Raw genomic sequence first — 22,282 nt, forward strand, 5'->3', positions numbered from 1 at the left:
CCCCGCACTATACCGCATGCGCGTTTGCAATCACTTTGGGCTTGAACCTTGATCCCTGAAGGAACCAACCAGGTCGACCTCGCCGTCCGCGCGGTGCTCGCCGACGTCCTCGGCCTCAGCGCGGATCGCGTCGCCGCCTTCACACCCGACACGGCGTTGTTCGGCGCGCTGCCCGAACTCGATTCGATGGCGGTCGCGGGCGTGCTGACCGAACTCGAGGACCGGCTCGGCATCGTGATCGAGGATGACGAGGTCGATGGCGAGATGCTGGAGACGTTCGGCACGCTCGTCCGGTTCGCTGCGACCAAGGCGCTTGTCTGACGCCTGCGCCTCGGCCCCAGGGCGCGAGGCACAGCTATGCCTGGGACCGCAGTCCGGTCCGGTCGTCCTGATTGCGCCGGCGTTGTTCGAGGAGGCCAACCGCCTGCGCGCCTTCACGGTCGCCGTCATGCGCGGGCTGGCATTGCGGGGTATCGGGAGCATCCTGCCCGATCTTCCCGGGACCAACGAGAGCCTGGTCGCCACGCAGGATGCGCGGCTCGACGATTGGCGCACGGCGTTCGCAGCTGCAGTCCCGCCCCGCCCCACGTACGGCGTCGCGATCCGCGGCGGCGCGCTGCTCGACGGCGAGGCCGACCTCGTCGGCCGCTATCATCTGTCACCGCCCACCGGCGCCGATGTCGTACGCGACTTGGTCCGCACGCGGCTGGCCGCGGTCCGCGAAGGCGGCGCGGCGTTCGATCCCGCGGACATCGACCCGCCCGGCCCGCCGATCGTGCTGGCGGGCAACGCTGTCGCGCGCGACCTGCTCGTCGCCCTCAAAACCGCCGAACCGTCACCGGCCGAGCGCGTCGTCCGTCTCGATGGCGATTTGCGCCCGGCGGACCGGGTGTTCGCCGGGCGTCCGCTATGGCGTGCCGCGGAGCCCGACACCGATCCCGCGCTCGCCGCTGCGATCGCCGAGGACATTGCCGACTGGATCGCTCGATGCGCCGCGTGATCGCCGTCCCTTGCGAAGGGGAGACGCTCGCGGCAACCCTGGACACGGCCCCCGGCACCACCGGCCTGCTGATCGTCTCGGGCGGCAACGTAATCCGCTGCGGCGCGCATCGCGGGATGGCGATGCTGGCGCAGCGGCTGGCGGCGCGCGGCGTGCCCGTGCTGCGCTACGACCGTCGCGGGGTCGGCGATTCGAGCGGCATCAATGGCGGGTTCCTGTCCGCGCGGCCCGACCTGATCGCCGCGGCCGCCGCCTTCCGTGCCGCCATGCCCGCCGTCACCCGCCTCGTCGGGTTCGGCAATTGCGATGCGGCGAGCACGCTCGCGCTGTTCGGCCGCGACGCCGGGCTGGATGCCGTCGTGCTCGCCAATCCCTGGCTGGCCAAGGAGACCGACGATCTCCCGCCCGCGGCGGCGATCCGTGCACGCTATTCCCAGCGGCTGCGCGATCCGCGTGAATGGCGACGCCTGCTTGGCGGTGGCGTCAACATCCGCGGCGTTTTCCGTGGTTTACGCAAGATTCATGCGAGACCGGTTGAAGCGGTGGATAGCCTTGAAACTCGCGTTATGGATGCGCTTGGCGGTTGGGGACAGGCTGCGACCGTCATCGTGGCTACGAAGGACGCGACTGGCTTGGCGTTCACCGCGGCCGCGCGGCACGTCAGCCTGGCCTGCCGGACCGTCTACATCCCGACCGCGTCGCACAGCTTCGCCGGCGCCGTCGAAGCAGCCGGCCTGGAGGACGCGATCGTCACCGTCCTCCATTCCCCGTCATCCCGGACCTGATCCGGGATCCAGAGTAACGCGCGCCGCGCTCCATGACTCTGGATCCTGACGGTCGTCAGGATGACGGAGGGAAGCGGTTACTCCGCTGCCTCGGCCAGCTCCGCGAACTCTGCCGCCGCGAGGAAGCGCTCGGCGTCCAGTGCCGCCATGCAGCCCGTCCCTGCAGCGGTCACGGCCTGGCGATAGACCTTGTCCGCGACGTCGCCGCACGCGAACACGCCCTCGACGCTGGTCCGCGTGCTGCCCGTCTCGACCGCGATGTACCCGTCCGAATCCAGATCGATATGCCCGCGGAACAGCTCGGTCGCCGGATGATGGCCGATCGCGACGAAGCCGCCATCAACGTCGAGTCGGCTATGCTCCCCGGTCACCGTGTCCTCGAGGTCGAGCGCGACCAGCCCCGCATTGCCGCCCCCGTCGACGAACCCGCGCACTTCCTTGTTCCACAGCACCGACACGCCCTTGTGCGCGAACAGCCGCTCCTGGAGGATCTTCTCCGCGCGCAGCGAATCGCGGCGATGGATCAGAGTCACGTCGGGCGAGTGGTTGGTCAGGTACAGCGCTTCCTCGACCGCAGTGTTGCCGCCGCCGATCACCGCGACCTTCTTGCCGCGATAGAAGAACCCGTCGCATGTCGCGCAGGCGCTGACGCCCTTGCCCTTCATCGGCTCTTCGCTGTCGATCCCTAGCCACTTGGCCTGCGCGCCGGTCGCGATCACCAGCGTGTCGCCCTCGTACACGTCGCCGCCGTCGCCGATCAGGCGGAACGGGCGCCGCGTCAGGTCGACCTCGACGATCGTGTCCCACATCATCCGCGTGCCGACATGTTCGGCCTGCGCCTGCATCTGCTCCATCAGCCACGGGCCCTGGATCACGTCCTTGAACCCGGGATAGTTCTCGACGTCGGTCGTCGTGGTCAGCTGGCCGCCAGGCTGGATGCCCTGCACGACGATCGGCGCCATGCCCGCGCGCGCACCATATATCGCGGCGGACAGCCCGGCTGGGCCGGAACCGAGAATGAGCATGCGGGTCGTGTGCGTCGTCATGGGGCAGATCCTTGGAGCGTTGGATCCCATCTAGGCGATGAGCCGTGAGATTTGAACCGCCGCGATGCGGTTCTGCGTGCATCGAAAGCCCCGCCGCTTCGTTTGATGGCGAAAGCGAAGGACCGACCCATGAGCGACGACATCGATATCGAAGACTATACCGCACCCGCGGGCGGCTGGGGATCGATGCGATCGCTGGTCGAGATCAGCGCGCGCGAGAAGATCGGGCCGGAGACGCTCAAGGAACTGACGCGGCAGAACAAGCCCGACGGATTCGTCTGCGTCAGCTGCGCCTGGGGCCGCCCCGCCAAGCCGCACATCGCCGAGTTCTGCGAGAACGGCGCGAAGGCGACGGCATGGGAGCTGACGACCTATCGCACCACCCCTGCCTTCTTCACCGAGCACACGGTCACCGAGTTGCGCGGCTGGAAGGATTTCGACCTCGAACAGGCCGGGCGGCTGACGCATCCGTTGAAATACGATGCGAGCACCGACCGCTATGTCGCTGTAAGCTGGGCAGAAGCCTTCGGCGATATCGGATCGAAGCTGAAGGGCTATGATCCCAAGAAGGTCATCTTCTACGCCTCGGGTCGCGCCAGCCTCGAGACCTCGTACATGTACGGGCTGATGGCGCGGATGTACGGCAGCCACAACCTGCCCGACAGTTCGAACATGTGCCACGAGACGACCTCAGTCGGGCTGAAGTCCGCGATCGGGTCGCCGGTCGGGACGATCAAGCTCACGGACTATGAGAAGTGCGACGCGATCTTCTTCTTCGGGCAGAACCCGGGGTCGAACAGCCCGCGCTTCCTCCATCCGTTGCGTGACTGCGCCAAGCGCGGCGTCGAGATCGTCGTCTTCAATCCGCTCAAGGAACGCGGACTCGAACGCTTCCAGGATCCGCAGAACCCACTCGAGATGGCGACCGGCAAGTCGACCCCGATCGCCTCGCAATATCACCAGGTAAAGGCTGGCGGCGATATCGCCGTGATGATGGGGATTTCGAAGTTCGTCATCGAAGCCGATGATATCGCGCGTCAATCCGGTGCGCCGGGGATCATCGACCATGACTTCATCGCGCAGCATACCACCGGGTTCGACGCGTTCGCCGACAAGGCGCGCGCGACCAGCTGGGACGCGATCGAGCTCAACAGCGGGCTGACCCGCACGGCGATCGAGGAAGCCGCGGCGGTCTATGCGCGGTCGAAGGCGACGATCGTCGTCTATGGCATGGGACTGACGCAGCACGTCCACGGCATCGACAACGTCCACATGGTCGTCAACTTCATGCTGTTGCGCGGCAACGTCGGACGGCCGGGCGCCGGGTTCGGCCCGGTGCGCGGGCATTCCAACGTGCAGGGGCAGCGCACGGTCGGGATCACCGAGAAGCCCGAGCTGGCCCCGCTCGACCGGCTGAAGGAACTCTACGACTTCGAACCGCCGCGCGAACTCGGCTGGGACACCGTCGCCAGCTGCGAGGCGGTCGTGTCGGGCGAGGCGCAGGCGTTCGTCGGGCTCGGCGGCAATTTCGTGCGCGCGATCCCCGACACCGCGGCGATGGAGGCGGCGTGGCAGGGCCTCGACCTGACCGTCCATGTCGCGACCAAGCTCAACCGCTCGCACCTGCTGCCCGGCAAGACCAGCTACATCCTGCCCTGCCTCGGCCGCATCGAGACCGACATGCAGGCGACCGGCGCCCAGAGCGTGTCGGTGGAGGACTCGTTCAGCCATATCTACGGCTCGAAGGGCAAGGCGACCCCGGCGGCGGACACATTGCTTTCCGAACCCGCGATCGTGGCCGGGATTGCCAAGGCGATGATGCCGGCCAACCCCAAGGTCGACTGGGATGCGTGGGCGGGCGACTATGCCAAGGTCCGCGACGCGATCGAGGCGACCTATCCCGACATGTTCGCGGACTTCAACGACCGCATGTTCACGCCGGGCGGCTTCTGGAAGGGCAATGCGGCGGCGCACCGCGAATGGAAGACGAAGAGCGGCAAGGCCGAGTTCAACACGCCCGAGGTGCTGAGCGCGACCGGGTTCGACGATGCCGAGGGCCGGTTCCGGTTGATGACACTGCGGTCCAACGACCAGTTCAACACGACGATCTACGGCTATCACGACCGCTTCCGCGGCGTGAAGGGCACGCGCGACATCATCTTCATGAACCGGCTCGACATGGCGAAGATCGGCGTCGCGAACGAAGACACGGTGCATCTGGTCGGCGACGCCGGTGACAATGCGCAGCGCCGCGTCGAGGGCTTGCGCGTCGTCGAATACGACATCCCGGTCGGCTGCGTCGGCGCCTATTATCCCGAGTGCAACATCCTGATACCGATTGCGCACCACGCGCTGGAAAGCCATGTTCTGGCGGCGAAATCGGTTCCGGTGCGGCTGGAGAAGGCATGATATTGGGCGTGGTCCTGGCCGGCGGTCGATCGTCGCGCTTCGGATCGAACAAGGCCGAGGCGCTGCTCGGGGACCGGGCGCTCATGGACCATGCGCGGGCGGTGCTGGCGCCGCACGTTGCGGATACGATGATCGTGGGCGGCGCGAGTGGCGACATGCCCGACCTGCCGCGTGCCGACATGGGGCCACTGGGCGGGATCGCCGGTGCGCTCGATCGCGCCGCAACGCTCGGCTATGCGTCGGTCATGACGATCGCCTGCGACATGCCGCGTCTGCCCGAGGGCCTGGTCGCAGCGCTCGCGCGTCGTGCCCCGTCCTTCTGTCCCGACGCTCCCGTGCTCGGACACTGGCCGGTCGAGGTCGGACCTGCGCTTCTGGCGGAGATCGAGTCGTTTCCGAACCGCTCGGTGCGCCGCTGGGCGCTGGCGATCGGCGCGTTGCCGATCGCGTCGCCGGGGGTCATTCCCAACGTCAACACGCCCGCGGATCTCGCGACCTTATGACGTCGTCGCGGACCGAGCCGGTCCTGGTCCTGCGCCCTCATGGCGTGACCACCGCCGAACGCCGGATCGCGATCGAGGCGCCGGTCGCGATCGAAGTCGACGGCCTCGGCTATGCGGTGATGATGATGACGCCGGCGGATCTGGACGCCTTTGCCACCGGCTTCCTGCTGACCGAGCGATTGGCGGACGCGCCGGCGGACATCGTCGATATCGACGTCTTCGAGGGCGACATCGGGTGGATCGTCCGCGTCACCCTGGCCGACCGCTGTCGCGGCCGTATCCATGACCGCGTCCGCCACCGGACCAGCGACACGAGCTGCGGTTTGTGCGGCATATCCGGGCTCGAGCAGCTGCGCCGTCCGGTTGCAGCACGCCCCCCCGCCCCATCGGTCGAGCCCGCCGCGCTGTTCGCCGCGCTGGCAGGGCTGCGCGCGCACCAGCCGCTCAACGCCGCGACCGGGGCGATACACGCCGCCGCAGCCTGTGGCGAGGCAGGCGCAGTCGTCGCCGCCTTCGAGGATGTCGGCCGCCACAACGCGCTCGACAAGCTGGTCGGCGGGCTCGCGGTGGCGGGCACGGACTGCGCGTTCATCCTCGTGACGTCACGGATCAGCTTCGAGATGGTCGACAAGGCGCTCGTTGCCGGCGTGCCGATGCTGGTCGGCATCTCCGCTCCCACCAGCCTCGCGATCGACCATGCGCGCGAGCACGGGCTGACGCTGCTCGCGCTGGCACGCAGCGATGCGATCCTGGTCGTCAACGACCCATGGAGCCGCTTCGCCGCCCAGCCCGCCTCCTGACACGACGCAGGCGCACCGACGGCCTGTTGCGTCCCGCCCCGCCCCGGCCCTACGCTCGGCCGATGACAGCCGTCCCGACCCCCGAACCCGACGGCGCCCCGCGTCTCGCCTCGCTCGACATCCTGCGCGGGGTCGCGATCCTCGGCATCCTGTTCATGAACGTCAACGACATGGGGCAGTCGTTCAGCAGCCCCGATATTCGTCACCTGGGCTGGAGCATCGCCGACCAGGTCGCGTGGTGGGTGCGCGACATCGTGGCGGACGGCACGGCCCGGGCGTTGCTGGAGATGCTGTTCGGCGCAGGCATGGTGATCCTGACCGACCGGATCGCGCAGGCGGCTGGCGACCATCTGGTGCTCGGCCGGTATTTTCGGCGCAACGTGGTTCTGTGGGTGTTCGGGATCGTCCACATGTTCGTCCTGCTGTGGCCGGGCGACATCCTCCATACCTATGCGGTCGCCGCGATGGTCGCGGTCTGGTTCAGGCGGTGGCGACCGCGCTGGCTGATCGCGCTCGGCCTGTTTGCCGCGGTCGCGCAGTTCGGCGGCGCGGGCTATTTCGGGATCTACAAGCCGATCCATACCCGCGCGGAGGTCGCCGCCCTGACGGCCAAGCGCGATGCCGGTGTCACCCTCGACAAGGCCGAGACCGCGACGCTTGCAAAGGCCTCCGCCCGTGCCGCCAAGCGCGCAAAGGCGCAGGCAGCACACAAGGCCGCGGTCGTCGCCGAGGACAAGGCGCGATCGGGTAGCACCACCGACTGGGTCAAGGCGCAGATCGCGAAATCCGTCGAGCGACTGGACCTGAGCGAACTCTTCTCGATCTGGGAGGCGGCCAGCACGATGCTGATCGGCGCGGCCTTGTTCAAGCTCGGCATCCTGCAGGGGCAACGCTCGCGCGCGTTCTACGCGGGGGTGACGCTCGCGGCCTATGCGTTCGCTGTGCCGCTGCGGGTGCTCGGCGCCTATGAGTCGACGCGGTTCACGACCGACCCGCAGTTCAGCTGGGCGACCGACGAGTTCGCGCGTCTCGGCATGACGCTCGGCCATATCGGCCTGATCCACCTGCTGCTCGGCACGGCCCTCGGCGCGCGTCTGCTGCGACCGTTCGTGGCGGCCGGGCGGACCGCGCTGACTTTGTACGTGCTGCAGACGATCGTGCTGCTGTGGGTCCTGTTCCCGCCGTTCGGGTTCGCGCTCTACGGGCGGCTGACCTGGATGCCGATGATGCTGGTGTCGGCGGGGGTCGATCTTGCGCTGCTGGCGCTGGCGATGCTCTGGGTCCGCCACTTCGCGATCGCGCCGGTCGAATGGGCCTGGCGCTCGGTCGTGGAGCGCCGGCGGCTGCCGTTCCGGGCTATCTGATCCGGTAGAAATGGGTCGCGAGTGGTAGCGGAGGAGGGATTTGAACCCCCGACCCCAGGATTATGATTCCCGTGCTCTAACCAACTGAGCTACTCCGCCAAAGGCGTGCTTTCACTCGCGAGGGGGGCCTATAGGAAGGGGATTCCGGGCGGTCAAGCGAACATGTGACGGGAAAGCGCTTCCCAGGGTCCGCCGCGATACCACCACGCGCCCAGCCCTGCGATTTCAACGTCGCTCGGGCGGAAATCGCGGTTGAGTTCGGCGAGCAGCAGCTTGGCCACCGCGGGCGTCACCTTGTTCTGGATCGTGACGTGCGGGCGCCAGCCGCCGGCGTCTTGCGGGGTCAGCATGCCCGTGAACGCATCGGCCAGCCGCGCGCGGATGCCGACCAGCTCGGGCGATTCGATCCGGTAGGCGACACCCCGGCCGAGCGACATCAGCCCGCCGACGCGCGCCTGCGGCGCCCGGATCCCGCGCGTCTCCTGGTTCAGCCGGTGCTTCAACTCGTCGACGCTCGACGGTGGCAGGTGATGGAACAGCGTCAGATGCGCATCGAGCTGGTTGCGCTCGGGCGGAAAATGCGTCCGCCGCATCGTGTCGAAGAACGCGGTGTCCTTTCGCCCGAACAGCGCGGTGACGATGATGGGCGCAGGCGCAGGCTCGATGGACATCAGATCTCGATCTGGCTGCCGAGCTCGACGACGCGGTTGGTCGGCAGGCGGAAGAACTCCATCGCGCTTTCGGCGTTGCGCAGCATCCACGCGAACAGCTTCTCGCGCCAGATCATCATCCCCGGCTTGTCCGACGCGAGCAAAGTCTGGCGCGACAGGAAGAAGCTGGTGTCCATCATCTTGAAGTCGGCGCCGCAATTATGCACCTCGCGCAGCGCGGCGGGCACGTCGGCATCCTCCATGAAGCCGTAGCGCAGGACGAGACGGTGGAAACCCTCGCCCAGCTCCTCGCGGATCGCGCGGTCGTGCGCGGGCCAATAGGGCTGTCCGACGATCTTCACGGTCAGCAGGATGACGCGCTCGTGCAGCACCTTGTTGTGCTTGAGGTTGTGCAGCAGCGCGTGCGGCACGCCGTCCGGCGTCGAGGTCATGAACACCGCGGTACCCGGCACGCGCGAGGCCGACCCCGACGCCGAGTTGATGAACACCTTGATCGGCATCGCCGCCTCGCGCATCCGGTCGATCATCAGCTGCCGCCCCTTCGACCAGGTCGTCAGGAAGGTGAAGATGATGAAGCCGACCAGCAGCGGGAACCAGCCGCCTGCGGGCACCTTGGTCAGGTTCGCCGCGAAATAGGCGCCGTCGACCAGGAAGAACACCGCCAGCAGCGGCACCGCGGCGTAGACCGGCCAGTTCCAGAGGCGGAACAGCACCACGCCCAGCAGGCAGGTATCGATGAACATCGCCCCCGTCACCGCGATCCCGTACGCGCTGGTCAGGTTCGACGAGGTGCGGAAGAACAGGACCAGCAGGATGACCATGATCATCAACGCCCAGTTGACGAGCGGGATGTAGATCTGCCCCTGCGTCGAGGCGCTGGTATGCTCGATGCGCAGGCGGGGAATGAAGCCGAGCTGGATTGCCTGTTGCGTGACCGAGAAGGCGCCCGAGATCACCGCCTGCGACGCGATCACCGCGGCCATCGTCGCGAGGATGACGAGCGGGAGCTGCAGCGCGGCGGGCGCGAGGTTGTAGAACGGGCTGACCAGCGCGGCATCGCCGTCGCGGAACAGCAGCGCGCCCTGCCCCATGTAATTCAGGATCAGCGCGGGCAGCACGAAGAACAGCCACGACACGCCGATCGGCTTCCGGCCGAAATGCCCCATGTCGGCGTACAGCGCCTCCGCGCCGGTGACCGCGAGCACCACCGAGCCGAGCGCCAGGAACGCGCGTTCGGGATCGATCAGGAAAAACTGGACCGCGTAATGCGGCGAGAAGGCCCACAGCACCTCGGGCGTCTGCGCGATGCTGAGCACGCCGAGCACCGCGATCACGCCGAAATAGACGAGCATGATCGGCCCGAAGAACAGGCCGACGCGCGCGGTGCCGCTGCTCTGGATGTAGAACAGGAAGATCAGGATCGCGATCGCGATCGGCAGGACGAGCCCGGCGAAGCTGGGCGCCGCGACCGCGAGCCCCTCGACCGCGGACAGCACCGACACCGCCGGCGTGATCATGCTGTCGCCGTAGAACAACGCGGTCGCGAACACGCCGAGCAAAATGATCCCCTTGCTCCACCGCTTCGTCTTGGTCTTGCCCGAGACGAGCGCGAGCAGCGCCAGGCTGCCGCCCTCGCCCTTGTTGTCGGCGCGCATGATGATGATGACGTATTTGACGGTGACGACGATCATCATCGACCAGAACATCAGGCTGATGACGCCCATGATGTGCGCGGGGTCGAGCGCGAGCTTGTGGTGCCCGGCGAACGTCTCGCGGAACGCGTAGAGCGGGCTGGTGCCGATGTCGCCGAACACGATGCCGATCGCGCCGAGCGCGAGTTTCAGCATGCCGTCGCTGTTGTGATGACCGAGATGCGCGTCGGCATCGTCGCGTGCTGCCGGAAGGGCCGCCTGGGGAGACTCGGTCACCGGCGCTGCGCGGCGTCCGAAAGGTTGGAAATCACCATGTTCAATGCCCGTTGTTCACCCCAGGGACAGGATTTAGCACGTTGCGCCAAGGGCAAGCAACGGGACTGTCGGCAGGGACGTGGTCATCCACGCGCTTCTCGGATCTGGTACGCGGCCGGGCCATGCACAAGGTCTTACACCAGAAGGAATCGACGGGAACACATGCGGAACACCCGCGTTGGACAGACTCGAAAGGAACACAGCATGTCCGACACGAACCCCAAGTCCGAACCCTTCTCCAACGCCGAGAAGGATCCGCACGACTGGACGACCGGCGACGAGAAGATGACCGGTGCGCAGGCGAGCTATCTCAAGACGCTGTCCGAGGAAGCGCATGAGGAATTCGACGATTCGCTGACCAAGGCCGATGCGTCGCTCAAGATCGACGAGCTGCAGGGCAAGACCGGCCGCGGCCAGTAGGCTTCTTTCGGCAAACCCTTCCGTCATCCCGGGCTTGTCCCGGGATCCAGGGTTACAGGCGATGACGCTCGTGGCTCTGGATCCCGGGACGAGCCCGGGATGACGAAGAGGTGGTTTAGTCCCCCGTCACCCGCGCCGGCCCGAGGTCACCCTTCCCCACGCTGCCCGACGCCATCGTCAGCATCGCATCGAGGCTCACCTTCGCTTTCAGCCGCAGGCTCTCCTCGATCTCGATGCGCGGCTCCAGATCGCGCAGCGCGACGTAGAGTTTCTCTACGGTGTTCAGCGCCATATACGGGCAGATATTGCAGTTGCAGTTGCCGTCGGCGCCGGGGGCACCGACGAAGCGCTTGTTCGGCAGCGCTTTTTCCATCTGGTGAATGATGTGCGGCTCGGTCGCGACGATCAGCGTATCACCGGGCATCGCCATCGCATATTCGAGGATCCCGCGCGTCGAGCCGACATAATCGGCATGATCGAGGATGATCGCCGGGCATTCGGGATGCGCGACGACGGGCGCCCCGGGGTGCTGCGCCTTTAGCTTCATCAGCTCGGTCTCGCTGAACGCCTCGTGGACGATGCAGACGCCCGGCCACAACAGCATCTCGCGCCCGGTCTTCCGGACCAGATAGCCGCCGAGGTTGCGATCGGGGCCGAAGATGATCTTCTGGTCCGCGGGCAGCTGTGCCAGGATCGTTTCCGCCGACGAGCTGGTGACGATGATGTCGCTGAGCGCCTTCACCTCCGTCGAGCAGTTGATGTAGGTCAGCGCGATGTGATCGGGATGCGCCGCGCGGAACGCCGCGAACTGCTCGGGTGGGCAGCTGTCCTCCAGACTGCAGCCGGCGTCCATGTCGGGCAGGACCACGATCTTGTCGGGCGACAGGATCTTCGCGGTCTCCGCCATGAAGCGCACGCCGCAGAATGCGATCACGTCGGCATCGGTGGCCGCGGCCTTGCGCGACAGATCGAGGCTGTCGCCGACGAAATCGGCAAGGTCCTGCAGCTCGGGCTTCTGGTAGTAATGCGCGAGAATGACCGCGTTCTTCTCGCGGCGGAGGCGTTCGATTTCGGCGCGGATGTCCACGCCGGCAAGGTTCTGACGAAGTTCCATGATCACATCCCGATTAGCTGGCGTTGCCTAGCACATCCTGCAGCGAGCGCGAGGTGTCCCAGCGCTCGGTCGAGCGGCCGCGCTCACCCGCAAAAGTCACGGCGACGGTGACGTTCCGCAAGCCCGCCGCGCGCAATGGTCCGGCAACGAGGTTCGTCAGAGCCGCACGCGCGTTGCGGCGAGCGGCGGCGATCCGCTCGGGCTTGCGCGCCTCGCCGTCCGCGACGCGCTCCGCCCCCTGCGACGCCTGGCGGCGCATGGCGCCCATCATCGTCCGCGTGACGAAGACGCCCTTCGTGTCCTCGATATAGATGTGCGATTCGTCGATGTTGATGTCACCGAGCCGCACGTCGGGCGCGCGGACGCTCAGCACCTTGCGCTTCTCGTCCCAGCGGAAGTCCGACGGACCCATCCCCGACAGGTCGACGAAATAGCCGACCGAGAACGGCGCCTTCATCACGTAGCTCGAATCGAGCCAGGTGAACCAGCCGCGGTTCGACCCCACGCTCTGGACGGTGCCGGACAGCGTGCTGACCTTGAGGTCGCTCGCGCCTGCAAACGTCGTCTCGACGATCTTCGCCACCGCCGGTCCGTCGCGGCGCTCGGGCGTGATGATGTAGCGCGTGGTGTAGGTGCGATACGCCGCGAGGATCGCCGCGAGCCCTGCGACGATCACGAGCGACAGCACGACGACGCGCAAGGCCCGCGGCATCGGGGTCATGCCGCGATCTGCCACGACGCCTCCTGCTCGCGAACGAGTCCGCGGGTCTGCAGATCATAGAGATGCGCGAGCACCGAGCGCGCCGCGGCGGGGACCAGCCGGGCATCGAGCCCGACATACATGCGCGAGACCAGGATCGGGATCGGCATCGCATCCTCGCGGAGCAGGCGGAGGATCTGCCCCTCGCGCTGCTTGCGGTGGCCGAGCATCCCGCGGACGAGGCGCTGCGGCTGTTCGATCGCCTCGCCGTGGCCGGGATAATAGACGCGGTCGTCGCGCCCCATCAGCTTGTCGAGGCTCGCCATGTAGGCCGCCATGTCGCCGTCGGGCGGCGATACGATCGTCGTCGACCAGCCCATGACGTGATCGCCCGAAAACAGCGCCTTCGTCTCCGGCAGCGCGAAGGCCAGGTGGTTCGAGGTGTGGCCGGGGGTCGCGATCGCCTGCAGCGTCCAGCCGTCACCCGAGACGCTGTCGCCCTCGGCCAGCACGCGGTCGGGGACGTAGTCGGGATCGAACGAGGCGTCCGCGCGCGCGCCCGCATCGTCGAGCGCGAACGGTGCGGCGCCGACGATCGGCGCGCCGGTCGCGGTCTGGAGCGGACGCGTCGCGGGGCTGTGATCGCGGTGGTGGTGCGTGACGACGATCGCGGTCACGGGGCGCCCCGCGATGACGCGCGCGAGCGCGGCGAGATGCGCGGGATCATCGGGGCCGGGATCGATCACCGCGAGATCGGTGGTGCCGACGATATGCGTCTGCGTACCGGTATAGGTGTAGGGCGACGCGTTCGGCGCGAGAACGCGGACGACGAGCGGCTCGAGCTGGATCGGGATGCCGGTCGGATGCTCAGCCATGCGCGCGAGATGGCGGCTCGGGGTTGGGTTGGCAAGGGTGCTCGGCAACTCTCCAACTACCGTTCTCCCGCGAAGGCGGGAGCCCAGGGTTACGACCGTTACCGCCTATTACCCTGGGCCCCCGCCTTCGCGGGGGAACGGTGAGGACCGCGCCCGCTCAATTCGCCTTGGCGATATCCGATTCCACCTCGGCGATACCCTCGTCGATCCCGGCGAGCGCCTCCGCACGCTGCTCCGCGGACATGCTCATGTTGCCGGCGATCCCGGCGCGTGCGCTGCGCAGGCCCGTGATCGCGTGGCGCAGCGCGTTGCGTTCGATGTCCTTGCTGTTCACCGCGAGCTCCGCCGCATCGGACGCCGCCTTCTCGATGCGGTTGGTGCACACCACCATGATCCGGCGGTCGCCGTCCTGACGATTGATCACGAGCTGCTTGACGTCGCCGTCGCGGCCGTCGGCGCAGACGCGCTCGCTGACCTCCGGGACGCCGGGGACCGTCGCCCGGTCGCCCGTGCGGATCTGCATGATGCGAGTGCGCGGGCCGCCGACGCCGGGAACGGGCGGAACGGGCGGAACCGGCGGAACGGGCTCGACCGCCTGCAGCGACGCCCGTGGCGGCATCGGCGGCACGGGTGTCACCGCGGGCACGGATGCCATCTGCGGCATCGCGGGCATCGGAGGCATGGCCGGCAGGTCGGTGTGGATCCGGGCGCCGATCGCCTCGGCGGCGCTCGTCCCCGAGGCGGTGAAGCCGAGACCGGCGGCGACGAGCAGCCCGACCGAAACGGTTCCGGCGGCAAGGCGGCGGCGCGAGGTGCGCGAGGTGGTCAGCATGCGGAGTCTCCCTTTCAGGTCGGTGATGGTATGGAGGTGACAGGCGGCGGACACCGCGCCGCCATGCGCGGCCTTGACGATGGCGCAGGCATAGATGTGGCGGTCGACCGCGGACCGGCCGGCGAGCACGCGCGCGTCGTTGGCGAGTTCCTGGTCGGCGCGGAAGCGGCGGAACGCGCGCCAGGCGACCGGATTGAACCAATGGAGCGCGAGCACGACGAGCGCCGCCCAGTTGGCGACCAGGTCGCCGCGCTGATGGTGGCCGAGCTCGTGCGCCAGCGCGAGCGCGCGTTCGTCGGCATCGTAGCGGTCGTCGAAATCGCGCGGGAACGCGACGTAGCGGCGGACGACGCCGAACGCGAGCGGGCCCGGCGCCGCGGGACTGGCGATGACGCGCACCCCCTGCTGGTCGTCGAGTCGCTCGGCGGTGCCGAGCATCCGCGCGCAGAAGCGGCTGTGCTGGACGAAATGCCAGACGAGGAACACCGCCGCGCCCACGCCCCACAGCACACCGGCGACCAAACCGAGCGAGGGATAGTGGGGCGCAGACGCGACGGCGGCGGTACCGGCGGGTTCGATCACATAGACTGCGATCGTCTCGCCGGCGCGCGAGATGGGGGTGGCGATGTCGCGCCACCCCTGTGGCATTGGCGGCAGGATCAGCCGCAGCGCGGGCAAGGCCCATAGCGCATAGGCGACCTGCGGCCCGAAAAGACGGCGGACCGGCGTGCGGATGAGCAACACGGCGATCATCAGGACCGTCGAGGCGATCAGCGCCGCGATCGCCCAGCCCGACAGTGCGGCGCTCACGCCTTGTACTCCTGCAGCAGCGCCTCGATCTCGGCGATGTCCTGCGCGGTGAGTTCGTCGCGTTCGGCGAGATGCGCGACCAGCGGGGTCAACTTGCCACCGAACAGCCGGTCCATGAGGCGGCGCGATTCGCCCGTGACATAATCGTCGCGCGCGACGAGCGGGCGGTAGAGATAGCGGCGACCGTCGGCCTCATGGCCGATGACGGTCTTGGCCAGCAGTCTGCCGAGCAAGGTCTTGACGGTGTTGGCGCTCCACCCCTTGGCGGGGTCGACGCGCTCGGCGACGTCCTGCGCGGTCAGCGGGGATTCGTCCCACAGCACTTCCATGACGGCATGTTCGGCATCGCTGATACGCTCTGGCACGACTCGGCTCCTCTGTGACTACGGGTGTAATCGTATTGATTACGGTTGTAGTCAAGGGGGACGTCCCACCCACGCCGTCATCCCGAGCTTGTCCCGGGATCCAGGGTAATCGGATGCAGCGTTTGGAACCCTGGATCCCGGGACGAGCCCGGGATGACGTGGGGGGAATGTGTCGAATTCTCTTACAAGCGCGGTGTCGGCACCGTCGCCGTTAACTACCGCATCCCGCTAAAATACGCGGGTCGCCAAATCTGGCACGCGGACTGCATAGTCTGACGCGTACCGAGCGTTTCAGCGCTTCAAGCCGGGTGGATCGATCGCTTCACGATCTCGCGTCGATCCACCCGCACCCGGTTCAGGCCTCCGCATCCTTCGAAAACAGCTGGGCCAGCTCGCCGCTCTCGTACATTTCCATCATGATGTCGGACCCGCCGACGAACTCGCCGTCGACATAGAGCTGCGGGATGGTCGGCCAGTCCGAATAGGCCTTGATGCCCTGGCGGATGCCCTGGTCCTGCAGCACGTCGACGCTCTCGAACTCGACGTTCAGATGGTTGAGGATCGCGATCGCGCGGCTCGAAAATCCGCACTGCGGGAACAGCGGGCTGCCCTTCATGAACAGCACGACGGGGTTCGACTTGACGAGCGTGTCGATGCGGGCGTTGGCGTCTTCAGTCATAAATTCGTCCTCAGGCAATCACGGTGGTAAGCTGGAGCGCGTGGAGCACGCCGCCCATGCGGTCGCCGAGCGCGGCATAGACCGCCTTGTGCTGCTTCACGCGGCTCAGGCCGGCGAAGCTCGCGCTGGTGACGAGCGCGGCATAATGGTCGCCGTCGCCGGCGAGATCGGTGATCACGACATCGGCATCGGGGATCGCGTCGCGGATGGCGGCGGCGATGTCGTCGGCGGCCATCGGCATTATTGCGCCTCCAGCAGCTGGCGCCGCGCCTCGATCATCTGCTGCGCGAGCGCGCGGCGGACGGTGGATTCGTCATGGTCGACGCCGGCGGCGGTCAGGTCGCCGACCAGCTTCCGCACGACGTCGTCGTCACCGCCCCCCTCGAGGTCGGCGTGCACCAGTGCCGTCGCATAGGCGTCGGCCTCTTCCTTGGTCAGCTTCATCTCGGTCGCGGCCCATTGGCCGAGCAGGCGGTTGCGGCGTGCGGTGATGCGGAACGCCAGTTCTTCTTCGCGCGCGAAATGCGTTTCGTTCGCGCGTCCGCGGTCTTCGATGCTGGTCATGGCGCGCGGGTCCCCGTGTTTGTCGTCCGGGTTTAGATAGGGGGGGTAGGCCGGGGGTGCAACAATGGGGCGCAAGCCCCAACGTCATGCTGAACTCGTTTCAGCATGACGGGTATCAGGCGACCTCGACCACCAGTTTCCCGATCGCGCCGCGCGCGGCCATCTTGGCGATCGCGTCGCCGCCCTTTTCCAGCGGGAACGTCTCAGTCACGCGCGGGGCGATCTTGCCGGCTTCCCACAGCTCGAACAGCGTCGCGATATGCTCGGCGTTGGCCTGCGGATCGCGCGCCGCGAACGCGCCCCAGAACACGCCGCACACGTCGCAGCTCTTGAGCAGGGTCAGGTTGAGCGGGAGTTTCGGGATTCCCGCGGGGAAGCCGACGACCAGATACCGCCCTTCCCATGCGATCGAGCGCAATGCGGGTTCGGCATAGTCGCCGCCGACCGGATCATAGACGATGTGCGCGCCGTTGCGGCCGACCGCCGCCTTGAACTGTTCGGCGAGCGCCTTCGACGCGTCCTTGTCGAACGGCGCACGGCCATAGACGAGCGTGGTGTCGGCCCCCGCCTGCTTCGCGGCGGCCGCCTTCTTGTCGGACGACACCGCGGCGACGACGGTCGCACCGAACGCCTTGCCGAGTTCGATCGCAGCGAGCCCTACCCCGCCCGCCGCGCCGAGCACGAGCAATGTCTGCCCGGCCGCGATATGCCCGCGGTCGCGCAGCGCGTGGATCGTGGTGCCATAGGTCAGGATCAGCGATGCGCCCTCGGCGAAGCTGCGACCTTCGGGCAGGCGATAGAGTGCGGCGGCGCTCGCCACGACCTTCTCGGCTAGCCCGCCATTGCCGATCATCGCGATCACACGGTCGCCGACCGCCCAGCCGGTGACGCCCTCGCCCAGTTCGGCGATCGTCCCGGCGATCTCGCCGCCCGGCGCGAACGGGCGCGGCGGCTTGAACTGGTACTTGTCCTCGATAATCAGGACGTCGGGATAGTTGATCGCGCAGGCCCTGACCGCGACCACGACCTGCCCCGGCCCGGCCTTGGGATCGGGCAGCTCGCTCAGTTCCAGAGTTTCAGGTCCGCCCGACACCTTCGACAGCAACGCCCGCATACCCGCTCTCCTTGAGGGTCCAGGGGCGATTCTCGCGCAGCCCGGCCTCGAATTTTGAAATCTGGGTATCCCTTGCCAGCGTCAGGCCGATCTCGTCCAGTCCTTCCATCAGGCACTGGCGCCGGAACGCGTCCAACTCGAAGCTGAAGCGGTCCTGGAACGGCGTGGTGACCGTCATGCTCTCCAGGTCGATCGTGACGGGATCGGTCTTCGCGACCTCGATCAGCCGGTCGATGACGTCTTCGGGCAGGACGACCGTGACGATGCCGTTCTTGAACGCGTTGCCCGAGAAGATGTCCGAGAAGCTCGGCGCGATCACCGCGGCTATCCCTAAGTCGGCGAGCGCCCAGGCGGCATGTTCGCGGCTCGACCCGCAGCCGAAATTGTCGCCCGCGATCAGGATCGGCGCGCCGGCATAAGCGGGATCGTCGAAGATGTTGCCCGGCTGCGCGCGCACGGTCTCGAACGCGCCCTTGCCGAGGCCGGTGCGGGTGATCGTCTTCAGCCAGTGCGCGGGTATGATGACGTCGGTGTCGACGTTCTTCGCACCCCAGGGATAGGCGGTGCCGCTGACGGTGGTGACGGGCTTCATCGCTGCGTCGTGCGCTCCGGGAGGGTACGGGCGGACGCCACATAGGCGGCGACGCCGCTGAACATCGCGCCCGCGACCAGCAAAATCAGTACCTTCTTCACGCCCGTTCCCCCATCAATTCACGCACGTCGCTCAACCGGCCCGTCACCGCAGCGGCGGCGGCCATCGCGGGCGAGACGAGGTGCGTGCGCGCCCCCGGCCCCTGTCGCCCGACGAAATTCCTGTTCGACGTCGATGCGCAGCGTTCGCCCGGCGGCACCTTGTCCGGGTTCATCGCGAGGCACATCGAGCAGCCCGGCTCGCGCCATTCGAACCCGGCCGTCTTGAAGATGCGGTCGAGTCCCTCCGCCTCGGCCTGGCGCTTGACCTGGCCCGAGCCAGGCACGACCAGCGCGCGCACGCCGGCGGCGACGTGGCGGCCGTCGGCGATGCTCGCGGCGGCGCGCAGATCCTCGATCCGGCTGTTGGTGCAACTGCCGATGAAGACGTGCTGGACGGCGACCTCAGTCATCGGCGTGCCCGCGGTGAGCCCCATGTAATCGAGCGACTTCTGCGCGGCGATCCGCTTGGCGGGGTCGGCGAAGCTCGTCGGATCGGGCACGACGCCGGTGATCGGCACGAAATCCTCGGGGCTGGTGCCCCAGGTCAGGCCCGGCGCGATGTCGGCCGCGTCGAGGACGATCGTCTTGGCGTACACCGCGCCCGGATCGCTCGGCAGCGTGCGCCAATAGGCGACCGCATCGTCCCAGGCCTGGCCCGACGGCGCCATCGGCCGGCCCTTGAGATAAGCGAAGGTCGTGTCGTCGGGCGCGACCAGCCCGGCGCGCGCGCCCGCCTCGATCGACATGTTGGCGATCGTCAGGCGTCCCTCGACCGACAGGTTGCGGATGACGCTGCCGGTGAACTCGATGACGTAGCCGGTGCCGCCGGCCGCGCCCAGCCTGCCGACGATCGCGAGGATCACGTCCTTCGCGCTGACGCCGAAGCCGAGTTCGCCGTCGACGCGGACCTCCATCGTCTTCGACTGCGAGAGCAGCAGGGTCTGCGTGGCGAGGACGTGCTCGACCTCGCTGGTGCCGATCCCGAAGGCGAGCGCACCGAGCGCGCCGTGCGCCGAGGTGTGGCTGTCGCCGCAGACGAGCGTCGTGCCGGGCAGCGTGAAGCCGAGCTCGGGGCCGATGACGTGGACGATGCCCTGCTGCACGGCGTTGGCGTCGATATAGTCGATACCGAACTCGGCCGTGTTGCGGCGGAGCGCGTCGAGCTGCGCCGCGCTTTCGGGATCGGCGATCGGCAGTTCGCGCCCGGTCGCGTCGACGCGCTGCGTCGTCGGCAGGTTGTGGTCGGGGACCGCGAGAGTCAGGTCGGGGCGGCGCACCTTGCGGCCGGCGAGACGCAGGCCGTCGAACGCTTGCGGGCTGGTGACTTCGTGGACGAGGTGGCGGTCGATATAGATGAGGCACGTACCGTCGTCGCGTCGCTCGACGACATGCGCGGCCCAGATCTTTTCGTACAGCGTTTGGGGTTGGGTAGCCATGACGGCGCTGCGTTAACCGAAACCACGCGTATGGCCAAGCTTTACGGCAATTTTCTTGCTCGCGCCGTTGACGGTTCGGACCGCTCCGTCACCCTCTCTGCCGTCATCCTGACGAACGTCAGGATCCAGAGTAACCGAGCGCAACGCCTGTCACCCTGGATCCCGGATCAAGTCCGGGATGACGGGGAGTATGACGGATGGGGTGACGGGCTGGATGACGACGGGGCGATGACGAGGGGAGAGGTGTAGTCGGCGTCGTGGGCGAACGGCAGCGGGGCACCATCTTCTAACGCACGCAGTACCGCCGCGAAATCGGTCGCACAGCGGAACCCCAGCACGCGCTCCGCCCTGCTCGCGTCATAGACTCGGTCGATGCTCGCGGGCAGCGTCCAGCCCTTCGCGGCGTACAGCGCCGCCGCTTCCGGAAAATGCGTCGCGATCACGCTTGGCGCATAGCGCTTCAGCGCCGCCGCTTCGGCGCGCGCGAACGGCGTCGGCGCCGACATGATCAGCGTGTCGAACCCGATGTCCGGCGCGCGGTCGAGCGCGGCGAGATGCCCGGCCACCGCGTCCTCGACCGTCAACCGTCGGTGCAGCAGCTCGTTCGCCTTCATGTTCTCGCCCGACAGCGTCCGGTGGGTGTCGTCCTCCTCGGGAAAGAACCGGCTGGTCCGCAAGATCACGATCGGCAGCCCGGTCTCCTCGTGGAGCAACCGGCACAGCCGCTCGCCCGCCAACTTGGTCACGCCGTAGATGTTGCGCGGTTCGAGCGGCGTCATGGTCTCGTCGATCCACACCGCCGCCTCGCCCTCGCCGGCGCGGATCGCGTGGCTGATCATCAGCGAGGTGGTCGAGGTGAAGACGAAGCGCGACGCCCCGTGCGCTACCGCCGCCTCGAGCAGGTTCAGCGTCCCGCTGACGTTGACGTCGATGAACGCCTGGCGCGCGTAGCGGACGATGTCGGGCTTGTGCAGCGCGCCGGCGTGGATCACCGCGTCGAAGCGCCATTCCGCGAACAGCCGGTCGACCAGCCCGCGATCGGCGACCGATCCGACAATTTCGGTATGCGCGCCCGTGGCAACATCCAGCCCGACGACCTGGTGCCCTGCCCCCGTCAGCGCCGGAACGAGGTACCGCCCCAGCCACCCCGACGACCCGGAGACCAGGACGCGCATCTACCGCGCCTTCAGATTCGCATCGAGGAACGCGACGCTGTCCGCGAGCACCGGCGCCTTGCCGCGGAACGGCTTCGACAGCGCCATTGCGACATTCTCGTGGCTGAGGCCGGGATAGTCGATGTGCCGCACCGGCGCGCCGAGCGCGCGCAGCCGCGCGGTCAGGTTGTTCGCGTTGTGCGGCTGGACCTGCGTGTCGTCGCCCGCGGTGATCAGCAGCATCGGCGGCGCATCGGCGCGCGCGAAGCGGATCGGCTGCGTCATGTGCGGATCGGCGGCGCCCTGCATCGCGTCGATCGCGCGTTTCGCGGTGAAGGGGTAGAAGTCGTAGGGCCCGCACAGCCCGACCGCGGCGCGGACGATCGCCAAATCGACGCCTTCGGCACGCAGCCAGCGCTGGTCGAGCGTGAGCATCGCGACGGTATACGCCCCTGCCGAATGCCCGACCAGACCCAGCCGGCCGGGATCACCGCCGAATTGGCGGACATGATCGCGGGTCCATCTCACCGCCTCGGCGCCGTCCTGCACGAAGGCGGGAAAGCGGACCGACGGCACCTTCCGGTAGTCGGGCAGCACGACGACGAACCCCGCCTTCGCATAGGCGCGCGCTGCGAACGCATAGGCGGCGCGGTCGCCGTGCACCCAGCCGCCGCCATACCAGAAGATCACCACCGGCAGTCCCTCGCGCGCGCCGCCCGACGGCCGCCAGACGTCGAGCGTCTGGCCGTGCGTCCCGAACGGCACGCCGGAGCGCACGCGCGCAGTCCCGCGTCCGCCACCGACCAGCCCGTCGAGCACGCTGAGCGTCATCGGCCCCGCGGTCAGCGCCAGGCCGCCGACGATCACGAGCAGCGCGACGATCGCGGCAAGGATAACGCGCCTACTCACCATCTCATTCCGATCGAATACCACCCGTCATCCTGAACTCGTTTCAGGACCCACCAGGCGGCAAGCGCGAGT

Annotated in this window: 24 protein-coding genes and 1 tRNA gene; 8 read left to right on the forward strand and 17 right to left on the reverse strand. The window is 67.8% G+C overall.

Annotated elements, in window-relative coordinates:
* Positions 1-48 precede the first annotated feature (48 nt).
* The 3 genes from FSB78_RS07750 to FSB78_RS07760 are packed head-to-tail and all read left to right on the forward strand — an operon-like array spanning position 49 to position 1,785.
* Positions 49-321, forward strand: coding sequence for an acyl carrier protein (locus tag FSB78_RS07750; RefSeq protein ID WP_147081535.1), 273 nt, complete (start codon positions 49-51; stop codon positions 319-321).
* Complete coding sequence (locus tag FSB78_RS07755) at positions 314-1,000, forward strand: alpha/beta hydrolase family protein (RefSeq protein ID WP_147081537.1); 687 nt, start codon at positions 314-316, stop codon at positions 998-1,000. The genes FSB78_RS07750 and FSB78_RS07755 overlap by 8 nt, the downstream gene beginning before the upstream one ends.
* Positions 988-1,785, forward strand: coding sequence for a hydrolase 1, exosortase A system-associated (locus tag FSB78_RS07760; RefSeq protein ID WP_147081539.1), 798 nt, complete (start codon positions 988-990; stop codon positions 1,783-1,785). Before FSB78_RS07755 ends, FSB78_RS07760 begins: the two co-directional genes overlap by 13 nt.
* Positions 1,786-1,862: 77 nt before the next feature.
* Here the strand turns inward: FSB78_RS07760 and trxB are convergent, their stop codons facing one another.
* Complete coding sequence (gene trxB, locus FSB78_RS07765; RefSeq protein WP_147081541.1) at positions 1,863-2,831, reverse strand: thioredoxin-disulfide reductase; 969 nt, start codon at positions 2,829-2,831, stop codon at positions 1,863-1,865.
* A gap of 129 nt (positions 2,832-2,960) precedes the next feature.
* On the opposite strand from trxB, the gene FSB78_RS07770 reads away from it, so the two are divergent.
* From FSB78_RS07770 to FSB78_RS07785, 4 genes are all read left to right on the forward strand, one after another.
* Positions 2,961-5,240: an FdhF/YdeP family oxidoreductase gene (locus FSB78_RS07770; protein ID WP_147081543.1), complete on the forward strand. Its 2,280-nt coding sequence runs from the start codon at positions 2,961-2,963 to the stop codon at positions 5,238-5,240.
* Positions 5,237-5,743: a molybdenum cofactor guanylyltransferase gene (gene mobA, locus FSB78_RS07775; protein ID WP_147081545.1), complete on the forward strand. Its 507-nt coding sequence runs from the start codon at positions 5,237-5,239 to the stop codon at positions 5,741-5,743. The genes FSB78_RS07770 and mobA overlap by 4 nt, the downstream gene beginning before the upstream one ends.
* Positions 5,740-6,543, forward strand: coding sequence for a formate dehydrogenase accessory sulfurtransferase FdhD (gene fdhD / locus FSB78_RS07780; protein ID WP_147081547.1), 804 nt, complete (start codon positions 5,740-5,742; stop codon positions 6,541-6,543). The genes mobA and fdhD overlap by 4 nt, the downstream gene beginning before the upstream one ends.
* Positions 6,544-6,605: 62 nt before the next feature.
* The gene (locus FSB78_RS07785; RefSeq protein ID WP_147081549.1) at positions 6,606-7,907 is read left to right on the forward strand and encodes a DUF418 domain-containing protein; all 1,302 of its coding nucleotides are present in this window, start codon (positions 6,606-6,608) and stop codon (positions 7,905-7,907) included.
* 22 nt (positions 7,908-7,929) lie between these two features.
* Here the strand turns inward: FSB78_RS07785 and FSB78_RS07790 are convergent.
* The 3 genes from FSB78_RS07790 to FSB78_RS07800 all read right to left on the reverse strand — a co-directional run bounded on the left by FSB78_RS07790 (position 7,930) and on the right by FSB78_RS07800 (position 10,425).
* Positions 7,930-8,006, reverse strand: a tRNA-Met gene (locus FSB78_RS07790).
* Positions 8,007-8,059: 53 nt separating this feature from the next.
* A complete protein-coding gene (locus FSB78_RS07795; RefSeq protein ID WP_147081551.1) occupies positions 8,060-8,578 on the reverse strand; it encodes a 2'-5' RNA ligase family protein in 519 nt (172 codons plus the stop codon).
* Positions 8,578-10,425, reverse strand: a complete 1,848-nt coding sequence (locus FSB78_RS07800) for a potassium transporter Kup (RefSeq protein WP_147084081.1) — start codon at positions 10,423-10,425, stop codon at positions 8,578-8,580. The genes FSB78_RS07795 and FSB78_RS07800 overlap by 1 nt, the downstream gene beginning before the upstream one ends.
* Before the next feature lie 324 nt (positions 10,426-10,749).
* Between FSB78_RS07800 and FSB78_RS07805 the strand changes: the two genes are divergently transcribed.
* Entirely contained in the window at positions 10,750-10,965 is a 216-nt protein-coding gene (locus FSB78_RS07805) for a DUF3072 domain-containing protein (RefSeq protein ID WP_147081553.1), read from the forward strand.
* Between the two features lie 115 nt (positions 10,966-11,080).
* On the opposite strand, the gene nadA is transcribed toward FSB78_RS07805, so the two are convergent.
* The 13 genes from nadA to FSB78_RS07870 all read right to left on the reverse strand — a co-directional run bounded on the left by nadA (position 11,081) and on the right by FSB78_RS07870 (position 22,210).
* A complete protein-coding gene (gene nadA, locus FSB78_RS07810; protein ID WP_147081555.1) occupies positions 11,081-12,079 on the reverse strand; it encodes a quinolinate synthase NadA in 999 nt (332 codons plus the stop codon).
* 13 nt (positions 12,080-12,092) lie between these two features.
* Positions 12,093-12,815, reverse strand: coding sequence for a DUF4230 domain-containing protein (locus tag FSB78_RS07815; RefSeq protein ID WP_147081557.1), 723 nt, complete (start codon positions 12,813-12,815; stop codon positions 12,093-12,095).
* Entirely contained in the window at positions 12,797-13,654 is an 858-nt protein-coding gene (locus FSB78_RS07820; RefSeq protein WP_147081559.1) for an MBL fold metallo-hydrolase, read from the reverse strand. Before FSB78_RS07820 ends, FSB78_RS07815 begins: the two co-directional genes overlap by 19 nt.
* Before the next feature lie 157 nt (positions 13,655-13,811).
* The gene (locus FSB78_RS07825; protein WP_147081561.1) at positions 13,812-15,296 is read right to left on the reverse strand and encodes a M56 family metallopeptidase; all 1,485 of its coding nucleotides are present in this window, start codon (positions 15,294-15,296) and stop codon (positions 13,812-13,814) included.
* Positions 15,293-15,661, reverse strand: a complete 369-nt coding sequence (locus FSB78_RS07830; RefSeq protein ID WP_147081564.1) for a BlaI/MecI/CopY family transcriptional regulator — start codon at positions 15,659-15,661, stop codon at positions 15,293-15,295. Before FSB78_RS07830 ends, FSB78_RS07825 begins: the two co-directional genes overlap by 4 nt.
* A gap of 355 nt (positions 15,662-16,016) precedes the next feature.
* On the reverse strand, positions 16,017-16,340 hold the full coding sequence (grxD, locus tag FSB78_RS07835; RefSeq protein ID WP_147081565.1) for a Grx4 family monothiol glutaredoxin: 324 nt from the start codon (positions 16,338-16,340) through the stop codon (positions 16,017-16,019).
* 10 nt (positions 16,341-16,350) lie between these two features.
* A complete protein-coding gene (locus FSB78_RS07840) occupies positions 16,351-16,581 on the reverse strand; it encodes a BolA/IbaG family iron-sulfur metabolism protein (protein ID WP_147081568.1) in 231 nt (76 codons plus the stop codon).
* Complete coding sequence (locus tag FSB78_RS07845) at positions 16,581-16,904, reverse strand: DUF1476 domain-containing protein (protein ID WP_147081570.1); 324 nt, start codon at positions 16,902-16,904, stop codon at positions 16,581-16,583. The genes FSB78_RS07840 and FSB78_RS07845 overlap by 1 nt, the downstream gene beginning before the upstream one ends.
* A 115-nt stretch (positions 16,905-17,019) precedes the next feature.
* The gene (locus FSB78_RS07850) at positions 17,020-18,018 is read right to left on the reverse strand and encodes an NADPH:quinone oxidoreductase family protein (RefSeq protein ID WP_199743136.1); all 999 of its coding nucleotides are present in this window, start codon (positions 18,016-18,018) and stop codon (positions 17,020-17,022) included.
* Complete coding sequence (leuD, locus tag FSB78_RS07855; RefSeq protein WP_147081572.1) at positions 17,981-18,610, reverse strand: 3-isopropylmalate dehydratase small subunit; 630 nt, start codon at positions 18,608-18,610, stop codon at positions 17,981-17,983. The genes FSB78_RS07850 and leuD overlap by 38 nt, the downstream gene beginning before the upstream one ends.
* 97 nt (positions 18,611-18,707) lie before the next feature.
* Positions 18,708-20,147 carry a 3-isopropylmalate dehydratase large subunit gene (gene leuC / locus FSB78_RS07860; RefSeq protein ID WP_147081574.1) on the reverse strand — a complete coding sequence of 480 codons (1,440 nt, stop codon included), beginning with the start codon at positions 20,145-20,147 and terminating at the stop codon, positions 18,708-18,710.
* A 167-nt stretch (positions 20,148-20,314) separates the two neighbouring features.
* Entirely contained in the window at positions 20,315-21,322 is a 1,008-nt protein-coding gene (locus FSB78_RS07865; protein ID WP_147081576.1) for an NAD-dependent epimerase/dehydratase family protein, read from the reverse strand.
* The gene (locus FSB78_RS07870; protein WP_242008123.1) at positions 21,323-22,210 is read right to left on the reverse strand and encodes an alpha/beta hydrolase; all 888 of its coding nucleotides are present in this window, start codon (positions 22,208-22,210) and stop codon (positions 21,323-21,325) included.
* Positions 22,211-22,282: the final 72 nt, after the last annotated feature.

Source organism: Sphingomonas ginsenosidivorax, assembly GCF_007995065.1.
Taxonomy (GTDB): domain Bacteria; phylum Pseudomonadota; class Alphaproteobacteria; order Sphingomonadales; family Sphingomonadaceae; genus Sphingomonas; species Sphingomonas ginsenosidivorax.

Bases quoted from the DNA above. Each gene is read 5' to 3' on its own strand.
- leuD (WP_147081572.1), bottom strand. From the start codon at position 18,610: ATGAAGCCCGTCACCACCGTCAGCGGCACCGCCTATCCCTGGGGTGCG.
- FSB78_RS07865 (WP_147081576.1), bottom strand. From the start codon at position 21,322: ATGCGCGTCCTGGTCTCCGGGTCGTCGGGGTGGCTGGGGCGGTACCTC.
- mobA (WP_147081545.1), top strand. From the start codon at position 5,237: ATGATATTGGGCGTGGTCCTGGCCGGCGGTCGATCGTCGCGCTTCGGA.
- FSB78_RS07770 (WP_147081543.1), top strand. From the start codon at position 2,961: ATGAGCGACGACATCGATATCGAAGACTATACCGCACCCGCGGGCGGC.
- leuC (WP_147081574.1), bottom strand. From the start codon at position 20,147: ATGGCTACCCAACCCCAAACGCTGTACGAAAAGATCTGGGCCGCGCAT.
- FSB78_RS07805 (WP_147081553.1), top strand. From the start codon at position 10,750: ATGTCCGACACGAACCCCAAGTCCGAACCCTTCTCCAACGCCGAGAAG.
- FSB78_RS07845 (WP_147081570.1), bottom strand. From the start codon at position 16,904: ATGACCAGCATCGAAGACCGCGGACGCGCGAACGAAACGCATTTCGCG.
- grxD (WP_147081565.1), bottom strand. From the start codon at position 16,340: ATGACTGAAGACGCCAACGCCCGCATCGACACGCTCGTCAAGTCGAAC.
- FSB78_RS07850 (WP_199743136.1), bottom strand. From the start codon at position 18,018: ATGCGGGCGTTGCTGTCGAAGGTGTCGGGCGGACCTGAAACTCTGGAA.
- FSB78_RS07840 (WP_147081568.1), bottom strand. From the start codon at position 16,581: ATGCCGATGGCCGCCGACGACATCGCCGCCGCCATCCGCGACGCGATC.
- FSB78_RS07795 (WP_147081551.1), bottom strand. From the start codon at position 8,578: ATGTCCATCGAGCCTGCGCCTGCGCCCATCATCGTCACCGCGCTGTTC.
- fdhD (WP_147081547.1), top strand. From the start codon at position 5,740: ATGACGTCGTCGCGGACCGAGCCGGTCCTGGTCCTGCGCCCTCATGGC.
- nadA (WP_147081555.1), bottom strand. From the start codon at position 12,079: ATGGAACTTCGTCAGAACCTTGCCGGCGTGGACATCCGCGCCGAAATC.
- FSB78_RS07785 (WP_147081549.1), top strand. From the start codon at position 6,606: ATGACAGCCGTCCCGACCCCCGAACCCGACGGCGCCCCGCGTCTCGCC.
- trxB (WP_147081541.1), bottom strand. From the start codon at position 2,831: ATGACGACGCACACGACCCGCATGCTCATTCTCGGTTCCGGCCCAGCC.
- FSB78_RS07800 (WP_147084081.1), bottom strand. From the start codon at position 10,425: ATGCTGAAACTCGCGCTCGGCGCGATCGGCATCGTGTTCGGCGACATC.
- FSB78_RS07760 (WP_147081539.1), top strand. From the start codon at position 988: ATGCGCCGCGTGATCGCCGTCCCTTGCGAAGGGGAGACGCTCGCGGCA.
- FSB78_RS07820 (WP_147081559.1), bottom strand. From the start codon at position 13,654: ATGGCTGAGCATCCGACCGGCATCCCGATCCAGCTCGAGCCGCTCGTC.